This window comes from Paraburkholderia fungorum, assembly GCF_046027605.1.
Classification (GTDB): Bacteria; Pseudomonadota; Gammaproteobacteria; order Burkholderiales; family Burkholderiaceae; genus Paraburkholderia; species Paraburkholderia fungorum_F.
In genome coordinates, this window is the sequence record NZ_JAQQEF010000095.1 from 1 (window position 1) to 478 (window position 478).

Annotated in this window: 1 pseudogene; it reads left to right on the forward strand. The window is 60.9% G+C overall.

From position 1 onward, the window contains the following. Positions 1-291 precede the first annotated feature (291 nt). Positions 292-478: pseudogene (locus tag PQR53_RS38890) on the forward strand (hypothetical protein); the annotation flags it as partial.

Genomic DNA, 478 nt, shown 5'->3' on the forward strand with positions numbered 1-478 from the left:
GGGTCGCCTATGGCGTTGGCCTTTCCTTGAATTGATATTGGTTTATTAGCGTCGCCCCTGTGCGGGGCAGGCACCTACTTCTCTTTGCCGCCGCAAAGAGAAGTAGGCAAGAGAAAGCGGCTCAAACCGCTAACTCATAAGCGGGTCCCCCGCACAGCCACGGTAGTGGTGCATCTGGAATCTGTGCCCTCGCACATTCGACGCTAGTGACCAGGCAGTCATACTTCCCGCCTCGCACTACGTGCTCGCCGGAACGGTCGATCATCGAAGCTGCAGCTTCGTTCGCGCGCGGTGAGAACCATCGGCTTTGCCTCGGCGACGCGCCCTACCGGCAACGGCAACAAGCGAGCCGCAAGCAAGAGCCACCGCGGCGGAAAACTGAGAGGCCGGGAGGACACAGAAGCAAGGAGGCAGAAAGGCGAAGGCGAAGGCGAAGGCGAAGGCGAAGGCGAAGGCGAAGGCGAAGGCGAAGGCGAAG